General features: G+C 61.1%; 9 protein-coding genes, 1 tRNA gene, 1 pseudogene and 1 other annotated feature. Of the genes and pseudogenes, 9 read left to right on the forward strand and 2 right to left on the reverse strand.

Going from position 1 to position 8189, the window contains the following annotated elements:
• Window positions 1–3 precede the first annotated feature (3 nt).
• The 4 genes from ACOXXX_RS08645 (at window position 4) to ACOXXX_RS08660 (ending at window position 2607) form a co-directional block, all read left to right on the forward strand.
• Window positions 4–492, forward strand: a complete 489-nt coding sequence (locus ACOXXX_RS08645) for a YIP1 family protein (RefSeq protein WP_422826158.1) — start codon at window positions 4–6, stop codon at window positions 490–492.
• Window positions 489–1079, forward strand: coding sequence for a YIP1 family protein (locus ACOXXX_RS08650; RefSeq protein WP_422826159.1), 591 nt, complete (start codon window positions 489–491; stop codon window positions 1077–1079). Before ACOXXX_RS08645 ends, ACOXXX_RS08650 begins: the two co-directional genes overlap by 4 nt.
• Complete coding sequence (locus ACOXXX_RS08655) at window positions 1072–2292, forward strand: cysteine desulfurase (RefSeq protein WP_422826160.1); 1221 nt, start codon at window positions 1072–1074, stop codon at window positions 2290–2292. Before ACOXXX_RS08650 ends, ACOXXX_RS08655 begins: the two co-directional genes overlap by 8 nt.
• 238 nt (window positions 2293–2530) lie before the next feature.
• Window positions 2531–2607, forward strand: a tRNA-Arg gene (locus tag ACOXXX_RS08660).
• A gap of 84 nt (window positions 2608–2691) precedes the next feature.
• On the opposite strand, the gene ACOXXX_RS08665 is transcribed toward ACOXXX_RS08660, so the two are convergent.
• Window positions 2692–3654 carry a LysR family transcriptional regulator gene (locus tag ACOXXX_RS08665; RefSeq protein WP_422826161.1) on the reverse strand — a complete coding sequence of 321 codons (963 nt, stop codon included), beginning with the start codon at window positions 3652–3654 and terminating at the stop codon, window positions 2692–2694.
• Between the two features lie 60 nt (window positions 3655–3714).
• Here ACOXXX_RS08665 and ACOXXX_RS08670 point away from each other — a divergent pair, with 60 nt between their 5' ends.
• From ACOXXX_RS08670 to ACOXXX_RS08685, 4 genes are all read left to right on the forward strand, one after another.
• Window positions 3715–4713, forward strand: coding sequence for an MBL fold metallo-hydrolase (locus ACOXXX_RS08670; RefSeq protein WP_422826162.1), 999 nt, complete (start codon window positions 3715–3717; stop codon window positions 4711–4713).
• Window positions 4710–5462, forward strand: coding sequence for an SDR family oxidoreductase (locus ACOXXX_RS08675; RefSeq protein WP_422826163.1), 753 nt, complete (start codon window positions 4710–4712; stop codon window positions 5460–5462). The genes ACOXXX_RS08670 and ACOXXX_RS08675 overlap by 4 nt, the downstream gene beginning before the upstream one ends.
• Before the next feature lie 62 nt (window positions 5463–5524).
• A complete protein-coding gene (locus ACOXXX_RS08680) occupies window positions 5525–5701 on the forward strand; it encodes an NAD(P)-binding domain-containing protein (protein WP_422826164.1) in 177 nt (58 codons plus the stop codon).
• A gap of 177 nt (window positions 5702–5878) precedes the next feature.
• The gene (locus tag ACOXXX_RS08685) at window positions 5879–6154 is read left to right on the forward strand and encodes a transposase (protein ID WP_422826165.1); all 276 of its coding nucleotides are present in this window, start codon (window positions 5879–5881) and stop codon (window positions 6152–6154) included.
• A gap of 238 nt (window positions 6155–6392) precedes the next feature.
• Here the strand turns inward: ACOXXX_RS08685 and ACOXXX_RS08690 are convergent.
• A protein-coding gene (locus ACOXXX_RS08690; protein ID WP_422826166.1) for an IS3 family transposase occupies window positions 6393–7627 on the reverse strand; the annotation gives its coding sequence in 2 pieces (ribosomal slippage) (window positions 6393–7330 and window positions 7330–7627; 1236 coding nt in all).
• Window positions 7224–7340, reverse strand: a sequence feature (AL1L pseudoknot). Its footprint overlaps the gene before it by 117 nt.
• A gap of 52 nt (window positions 7628–7679) precedes the next feature.
• Between ACOXXX_RS08690 and ACOXXX_RS08695 the strand changes: the two are divergent.
• A pseudogene (locus ACOXXX_RS08695) lies at window positions 7680–8189 on the forward strand (IS3 family transposase); the annotation flags it as partial.

Here is an 8189-nt window from a genome sequence, read left to right on the forward strand (position 1 = left end):
CCCTTGCCGGTCACGCGCGATATCGCGGCCACCTACCGGGGGCCGGGGGCGGTCATGCGCCGCCTTCTGTCAGCGGGCAGGCGCGAGGACCGCGCGCTTGCGGTGCTGATGGGCGCGTGCCTGCTGGTCTTTATCGCGCAATGGCCGGTGTTGTCGCGCCGCGCGCATCTGGAAGAGATCGAGCTGAACGCGCTGCTGGCCGGGGCGCTTTTCGGCTGGCTCTTCATCGCGCCGCTGGGCCTTTACCTGCTGGCCGCGCTCTCGCATCTGCTGGCGCGACTGGTCGGCGGGCAGGGCGATTGGTACGGCGCACGCCTGGCACTGTTCTGGAGCCTTCTGGCCTCGGCGCCGCTCATCCTGCTCAACGGGCTGGTGGCGGGCTTTGTCGGGCCCGGCCCGGCGCTGACGCTGGTGGGCGCGGTGTGGTTCGGCGTGTTCATGTGGTTCTGGCTGGCCAGCCTGCGGGTCGCGGAAAGCGCGGTGACAGCGTGACACTGGGGGGATTTCTGCGCCTGGCCTGGCAGACGCTCGTGGCCCCGCGCGAGGTTGCGCGCCTCTTGCTGTCGCTTCGGCTGGGGCACGAGGCGCTACTGCTGGCCTTTGCCCTGGTCGTTGTGCTCAACACCATGATCTTTCTGGCGACGGCGCAAATCTCGCCGCCGTCCGACGCGCTGGTGCCACTGCTGAGCAATCCGGTGATCTTCATGCTCACGCTGGGCGGCACGCTGGGGGTGACAGCCATCGCGCTGACTTGGACCGGGCGGTCACTGGGCGGGGTCGGCCGCATCGAAGGGGTCGGCCTTTTGCTGATCTGGTTGCAGGCCGTGCGCATGCTGGTGCAACTGGCGGTGATGGTGCTGATGACCATCGACCCGGGGCTGGCCGGTCTTGTGGTCGTCGCGGCATCGGTGCTGGGGGTCTGGATCCTCACGAATTTTCTTGACGAGGCGCACGGCTTTGACAGCCTTTTCAAGGCGGCGCTGGTGCTGCTCTTGGGGGTGACCGGCATGGCGCTGGGGCTTTCTTTCTTTCTGACCCTCATCGGGGCCACGACCATGGGACTGACGACCAATGTTTGACGTGCACGACATCCGCCGCGACTTTCCGATCCTCGGGCGAGAGGTGAACGGCAAACCGCTGGTCTATCTCGACAACGGCGCCTCGGCGCAGAAACCGCAGGTGGTGATCGATGCCGTGACCCGCGGCTATGCCGAGGAATACGCCAACGTCCATCGCGGCCTGCACTACCTGTCGAACCTCGCAACCGAGAAATACGAAGGCGTGCGCGGCACTGTCGCGCGATTCCTCGGCGCGCCGGACGAGGAAGAGATCGTGCTCAACACCGGTACGACGCTGGGCATCAACCTGGTGGCTTACGGCTGGGCGATGCCGCGGATGCAGGCGGGGGACGAGATCATCCTGTCGGTGATGGAGCATCACGCCAACATCGTGCCCTGGCATTTCCTGCGCGAACGGCTGGGGGTGAAACTGGTCTGGGTCGATGTGGACAGCACCGGATACCTTGATCCGCAAAAGGTCGTCGACGCGATCAGGCCAAAGACGCGCCTGATCGCGATCACCCATCTTTCCAATGTCCTGGGCACCGTCGTTGACGTCAAGACGATCTGCGCCGCCGCCCGCGACCGCGGCGTGCCCGTGCTGGTCGACGGCAGCCAGGCGGCTGTGCATATGCCTGTGGATGTGGCCGATATCGGCTGCGACTTCTACGCCATCACCGGACACAAGCTATATGGGCCGTCGGGGTCGGGGGCGATCTACATCCGCCGCGACCGGATGGACGAGATGATGCCCTTCATCGGTGGCGGCGACATGATCAAGGAGGTCCACAAGGACGAGGTGATCTGGAACGATCCGCCGATGAAGTTCGAGGCCGGCACGCCCGGCATCGTCCAGACCATCGGTCTGGGCGTGGCGCTGGACTATATGATGGACCTGGGGATGGAGAATATCGCCGCCCATGAAAAGGACCTCACCGCCTATGCCCGTCAGCGGCTTGACGGGTTGAACTGGCTGCAGGTGCAGGGCACGACACCCGACAAGGCGGCGATCTTTTCCTTCACGCTGGATGGTGCCGCCCATGCGCATGACATCTCGACAATCCTCGACAAGAAGGGCGTCGCGGTGCGGGCGGGCCAGCACTGCACCGGGCCGCTGATGGATCACCTTGGCCTCACCGCCACCTGCCGCGCGTCTTTCGGGGTCTACAACACCCGCGAAGAGGTCGATGTGCTGATCGAGGCGCTGGAACTCGCGCATGAGCTCTTTGGCTGAGGCGCTGATCCGGCATTTGCCATTGCAGCGCCCCGCCGGGCCGTCTATATCGCCCTCAGGCACCTGTAGCTCAGCTGGATAGAGCGCTGCCCTCCGAAGGCGGATGTCAAGTCTGGCGATGGCGAAAGGTGCTGGAATAAAGAAGTGACTAAACAACGGCTTGAGCGGATATCGGGTTCGCTCTTCAAGAGGCCGAAAATCTCGCGTAAGCATGGCGTAAGCATCTCGCGAACGGTATGCACCCGTAGCTCAGCTGGATAGAGCGTCGCCCTCCGAAGGCGAAGGCCACAGGTTCGAATCCTGTCGGGTGCGCCATTTTCTTAAATAAAATCAGCACCTTAGAATTTTTCGTCTATCGTGCAAGTGTGCTTACTTGGTGCTTACGCGAGAATGCTGCACTCAGACTTTGGCATGAAACAGCCCGGTTTCCACCGAAAGATCCAAGCAAGTTGCCGCGACAAGCTCGCGAAACCAGACGTGAAAAGGGTCTTCGTCCGAGCGGGCGTGCCATATGATCGAGACGGGGAATGTCTCGATACGGATGGGTAGCGCACTCGCTTCGAGCTCGAAGGCTTCGGCGAAGTAACGAGCGGCGACAGCCGGCATATTGATGAGGCACGGACTCGATTTGAGCAGGAATGGGCTTGCGGAAAAGTTCGATAGCGCCATCGACACGCGCCGCGTCTCGCCGATCTTCGCCAACGCATCGTCGATCTGACCGTGAAAGTCGCCGCTCAAGGATCGGAACAGATGCGGGATCGCCACGAAGGTCTGTAGGTTAAGATCGCCGGTGACGCCAAGTTGCTTCGGACAGTAGAGCGCGGCGAACGGTTCCTCATAAAGATGTCGATGGCAATGCCGTTTATCAAGCGCATTGGGTGTAGCCGATAGAGCCAGATCGGCGTCGCCCTCATCAAGCCGTGCAGGAAGTGTTCGATAATCAGCGGCGCGAACGATCATGCGAACGCCCGGCGCCTCCTTTTGAAGGCGTTCCATCAGGCGCGGCAGAAGGGCGATATCGAGGTCGTCCGGCGCGGCAAACCTGACTGATCGCTCTGCGGTGGTCGGGTCGAAGGCCCGGACCGCGCGAATGGATGTCTCGATCGACGCCAGCGCCGGCGCCAGCCCTTCCCACAGCGCTAGTGCACGGCTTGTCGGCTCCATACCCTCAGCGGTTTTGACGAACAGCTGATCGCCTACTGCGGTTCGTAAGCGCGAAAGGGCCATGGACGCCGCCGACGGCCCGAGAAACAGACGATCCGCCGCCTTACCGACCGAACGCTCCCGCATGATGGCCGAGAAGACGAGCAACAAGTTCAAGTCCAGCTTGCGTAACTCAATCTCACTGAATTCACCGTTCATGTATATCAATTTGAATGATGAGCTCTGAGGCGTCAAGTTTTGGTCAGAAAGGACGATCCCATGACACATCGCACAAAATTGGCATCACTGACCTCTGCCCTTGCCTTGGCGCTCGCGCTCGGCGGCGCGCCTTTCGGCGCTTCGCCGTCCATCGCGCAAACGGCCGAGCCGGTCGTCGAGGAAATACAGACTATCTCCGTCGGTCGTTACACTTATGAGGGTCACGGCTCGGTCAACACGCATTGTATTGAGACCCCGAATGGCGTCATCGTCATCGATACCCAGCGAGACACCCAGCACGCCGCCGAAGCGCTGGCGTCTGTGAAAACGCTTGGTAAACCGGTCATCGCGATCTTCGTGACCCACGGACATCCCGATCACTACACGGGGCTGGAGCAGTTCCGTGCTGAGTGGCCGGACGCCAACATCTACGCTTCTGCCGAGACCGCCCGTGTCATCGAAGTGGACCACTACGGCTACCATCAGGTGGTGCGCGACCTCGCGCCGGAAGCCGCGCCTGACGAGTTTATCGTTCCCAACCGGATCATCGAACCAAACGAGACGCTGAGTATTGACGGCGTGACGATCATCACGCGCGAACTCGGCGCAAGTGAGGCCACGAGCGCAACCGCCTTCTATCTGCCTTCGACCGGCGATCTCTATACGGGTGACACCGTTCTGAATCGGATGCACGGCCTCTTCTACGAGGAGCGCTCCGACGCGATCCTCACGACGGTCGATACGCTGCGCGTGTTGTTTCCCGACGCAGTGACAATTCACCCTGGTCATGGCGATCCGGGGCCTGCGCAACGCTTGCTCGCGGACCACGAAGCTTACACGCTTGACGCCCGCGCGCGGGTCGCTGCTGCCATCGCTGCAGGGCTCGATGAGGAGACGATTGTCGAGCAGGTCCGCGCTGCGCTTTTCGCGGCCTATCCCGACCACACAGTTCCGGGCGGCCAACCGAACATGGTCGAGTTGAGCGTGCGCGGCTTGCTCGCGGAGCTGAGCAACAAGCCGATCGTCGAAAAAGATACTCTGTTAGGAGAAGACCAATGAGTGCCAACGCCACCAACCCGTTCACTCTTGAAGGAAAGACGGTGCTCGTCGTTGGCGCGTCTTCCGGAATAGGCGCCGCCACAAGCCGCCTGGCTAGTGAGCTTGGCGCAAAGGTTCTTCTCGCGAGCCGGACGCGCGAGAGCCTTGAGAAGGTCCGCGATGAGCTGACCGATCCCTCGCGCGCTGCCGTCCTGCCGATTGATTACCTCGATCCGCAATCGGTGCGGGACGCCTTCAAGAACGTCCGGAATGTCGATCACGTGCTTGTCTCGGCCGTCGCCGATGAGAACAAGAAGCGCGGCGCATTCCTCGAACTGGAGGAGGACAAGATGCGCGCGTCTTTCGACAAGTTCTGGGGTCACGTCCATGTCGCGCAAGCGATCGCGCCGCGCATGACAAAGAATGGATCGCTGACCATGCTCTCATCGGTTGCAGGGATTTCTCCGACGGGTCCGGAGGCCGGTCTATCGGTCATGAACGGCGTGCAGGCGGCGATCATGCAAACGGGTCGAACGCTCGCGCGAGAGCTGGCGCCCAAACGGGTGAACATCATCGCGCCGGGCGTCGTGCTCACCAATGTCTGGAAAGACGAAGAGCGCAAGAACCTCGCGGCGTGGATGGAGAAGGACCTGCCCGTGGCGCGCACTGGCGAGCCCGAGCACATCGCAGCGGCCGCCGTCAGTCTGATGACGAACCCATACATCACCGGCGTCGTCCTGCCGGTCGATGGTGGCCTCCTCCTCAACTGAAGCCCGTTGGGCCGAGGATGGACACGCGCTCACCAGATCCAGGACTTGAAAGGACAAGAAACATGAAGATCGGAATCATTGGAGCAGGAAACATGGGGCGCGCTATCGGCGTGCGTCTCTACCACGCCGGACATGAAGTTACGTTTGGATCGCGACGGGCAGCGCAGGCTGCGGAAGCCGCCAGTCTTGGACGTGAGGGGGCCTGGACTTGCCCGGAAAAAGTGGAGAGCACCAACTGAGGAACCAGGAGGTGTTCTATGGGAAACGGAAACAGACCGACGCCGGAGTTTCGGCGGGAAGCGGTTAGACTTGCGCTGACAAGCGGCCGGACACGGCGCGAGATCGCAGAAGATTGGACCTGTCACGGAATTGTTCCGCTCCTTTGACTTGGTATTTTGCCACAAAGGAGAGACATCATGGTATCGAACCCCACCCCGGAATTTCGCGCAGAAGCAGTGCGGGTAGCGTTAACCAGCGGGCTGCCGCGCAAGCAGGTCGCTGCAGATTTTGGCGTTGGCTTCTCGACACTGAGCCGTTGGATCCAGCAGGATCGGCGCAATCCAGAGAAGCCTTCTGCCCAATCTGATCTCGAGCGCGAGGTTGCGGAGCTGCGCAAAGAGAACCGCATGCTTCGGGAGGAGAGAGAGGTGTTAAAAAAGGCCACCCAGTTCTTTGCGGAGCGAAGCAAATGAGGTTTGCTTTCATTGCAAAGAACGCGGAAATGCTCCCTGTCGAGCGGCTGTGCCAGATCATGGATGTCAGCCCACGGGGATATCGCGCCTACCGCAATCGTCCGCTCAGCCAGAGCCAACGGAAAGACATGGTGGTCCTCGCGCACATTCGCGAGCAGTTCGCCCTGTCTTTGGGTAGCTATGGTCGACCACGCATGACTGAACCGCGCCGGGTTTGCCGGAGACCAATAGCTTCACTTTATGCGACCATATCGAGCGCGGCACGCTGCGCATAGTAGTTGGCTTCTGCCTCTACAGGCGGGATGTTCCCGATGGGTTCAAGCAGCCGGCGGTTGTTGAACCAATCGACCCATTCGAGGGTCGCCATCTCAACGGCCTCGAGGTTTTTCCACGGACCGCGACGGCGAATGACCTCAGTCTTGTAGAGACCATTGATCGTCTCGGCCAAGGCGTTGTCGTAGCTGTCGCCAACGCTGCCGACTGAGGGCTCGATGCCAGCGTCGGCCAAGCGTTCAGTGTAGCGGATGGAGACGTATTGGGACCCGCGATCGCTGTGATGCACCAGGCTGCCGTCACCATCGGGGCGTCGTTTGTAGAGCGCCTGCTCCAGCGCATCCAGAACGAAGTCCGTCTTGGCTGACCCTGATACCCGCCAGCCAACGATGTGATTGGCGAATGTGTCGATCACGAAGGCCACGTAAACGAAGCCGGTCCAGGTCGAGACGTAGGTGAAGTCGCTCACCCACAGCATGTTCGGTGCCGGTGCCCGGAACTGGCGGTTCACCTTGTCTTGTGGACATGGTGCCGCTGTATCGCTTTGCGTGGTCTTGATGACCTTGCCACGCACGGCCCCACGTAGCCCGATCTGGGTCATCAGCCGCGCTACCGTGCAACGGGCGACATCGAAGCCTTCCCGTCTGAGCTGGTGCCAGGCTTTGCGCACGCCGTAGACTTTGAAGTTAGCGTCCCAGACCCGCTGAATCTCGGGACGCAACGCTGCATCCCTTTGTTGTCGCGCCGACGCCTTGGACGGATCGGCACGGATGGCCAGGTGCGCATAATACGTCGATGGGGCGATCGGCAGAACCCGGCAGATCGGCTCGACCCCATAAACGGCACGATGATCGTCAATAAACCCGATCATCGCTTCAACGGGCGGTCGAGCTCCGCCTGAGCGAAATAAGCTGATGCTTTGCGGAGGATCTCATTCGCCTGACGCAACTCACGGTTCTCGCGTTCAAGCAGCTTGATCCGATCGCGCTCGTCGCTGGTCGTGCCACCCGCAGCACCGGCGTCCTTCGCGGCCTTCCTCAGCCAGACTGCAAGCGTCTGCGGAATACAGCCGATCTTCGGTGCAATCGCCGCTATCGCGGCGCCCTGCGTTTCATAGGAACTCTGGTGTTCCAGCACCATCCGCACCGCACGGGCGCGGACCTCCGGTGAATAGCGGTTGGCCATCTTGCTCTTTTCCATGACTCTCATCCTTCTCAGGTTTCAAGTCTCCGGCAAACCCGGCGCGGTTCAGACAGAGGAACTGAAGGAATTGGGCCTTGAAGTCGGGCACCGCCGTATCGGCAGGCTAATGAGCGAGAATGGCATTGAGGTGAAGCGGAACAGGAAGTTCAAGGCGACGACGGACAGCAACGATGCCTTCAACATCGCGCCCAATCTGTTGAACCGGGACTTCCACGCAGATGCGCCCAATCAGAAATGGGCGGGCGACATCAGCTATGTGTGGACCCGCGAAGGCTGGCTCTATCTGGCTGTCATCCTTGACCTGCATTCCCGGCGCGTCATTGGCTGGGCTGTCAGCAATCGAATGAAACGCGATCTGGCGATCCGGGCACTGAACATGGCGATTGCGCTGCGACGGCCACCGAAGGGCTGCATTCACCATACCGATCGCGGCAGCCAATACTGCTCTCACGACTACCAGAAAATCCTGCGCCAGCATGGGTTCCAGGCATCAATGAGTGGCACTGGAAATTGCTACGACAACGCAGCGGTGGAAACCTTCTTCAAAACGATCAAGGCT

The organism is Thalassococcus sp. BH17M4-6 (assembly GCF_049323015.1).
Classification (GTDB): domain Bacteria; phylum Pseudomonadota; class Alphaproteobacteria; order Rhodobacterales; family Rhodobacteraceae; genus Puniceibacterium.

What these genes read in the sequence shown, in the direction of transcription:
- ACOXXX_RS08655 (WP_422826160.1), top strand. Translation starts at nt 1,072, where the DNA reads ATGTTTGACGTGCACGACATCCGCCGCGACTTTCCGATCCTCGGGCGA.
- ACOXXX_RS08665 (WP_422826161.1), bottom strand. Translation starts at nt 3,654, where the DNA reads ATGAACGGTGAATTCAGTGAGATTGAGTTACGCAAGCTGGACTTGAAC.
- ACOXXX_RS08670 (WP_422826162.1), top strand. Translation starts at nt 3,715, where the DNA reads ATGACACATCGCACAAAATTGGCATCACTGACCTCTGCCCTTGCCTTG.
- ACOXXX_RS08675 (WP_422826163.1), top strand. Translation starts at nt 4,710, where the DNA reads ATGAGTGCCAACGCCACCAACCCGTTCACTCTTGAAGGAAAGACGGTG.
- ACOXXX_RS08680 (WP_422826164.1), top strand. Translation starts at nt 5,525, where the DNA reads ATGAAGATCGGAATCATTGGAGCAGGAAACATGGGGCGCGCTATCGGC.
- ACOXXX_RS08685 (WP_422826165.1), top strand. Translation starts at nt 5,879, where the DNA reads ATGGTATCGAACCCCACCCCGGAATTTCGCGCAGAAGCAGTGCGGGTA.